The following is a 534-nucleotide window of genomic DNA, read 5'->3' as shown; positions in this document are numbered from 1 at the left end:
GATCACCGTGGTGCGGTCACGGTGATCAGTCGCTACCGCGTTCTGGTCGCCACCACCCGGACCGGAGGCGCGGATCACCTCCGCCAGACCGCGCGCCGGGTGCTACGGTCGCCGCATGGGGGATGAACGAACGCTGACGGCGCCGGTGCTCCGGGCACGCCCGGAGCCGTCGCAGCTCACGAAGGACGCACGGTGGATGGTCCTCATCGTCGTGCTCGCGCTCGTGGTGCAGGTCTTCGGCTCCACGTGGTCCACGGGGTTCTCCCACGCCGGGGTGTCCTGGTCGGTGACGTCGAGTCCGTGGGTCGGGTGGACACTCCTCACCATCGCGTTCGCGGTCGTCGGGTTCGTCGTGGCGATCGCCCGCCGCGGTGCCGCCCGATTCGACGAGCACACCGTCATGGGACTCGCGCTCGCCGGGGTCGTCGGCACGACCGTCCTCGTGTGGCTGCTGATCCCCATCGAGACGACGTGTGTGCAGTGGGCCGTCGAGCACGGCGACCCGCACCCGTTCGTCATCGGGAACGTGCACGT

General features: G+C 70.0%; 1 protein-coding gene. It reads left to right on the top strand.

Annotated elements, in window-relative coordinates; genetic code table 11:
* Positions 1–115: 115 nt before the first annotated feature.
* Positions 116–534: hypothetical protein (locus ACSW7Y_RS17250; protein WP_438127448.1), on the top strand; the 419-nt coding region annotated here is incomplete at its 3' end.

It is taken from the genome of Curtobacterium flaccumfaciens (genome assembly GCF_051548005.1).
Taxonomy (GTDB): Bacteria; Actinomycetota; Actinomycetes; order Actinomycetales; family Microbacteriaceae; genus Curtobacterium.
This window is presented reverse-complemented; position numbering and strand designations above follow the sequence as displayed.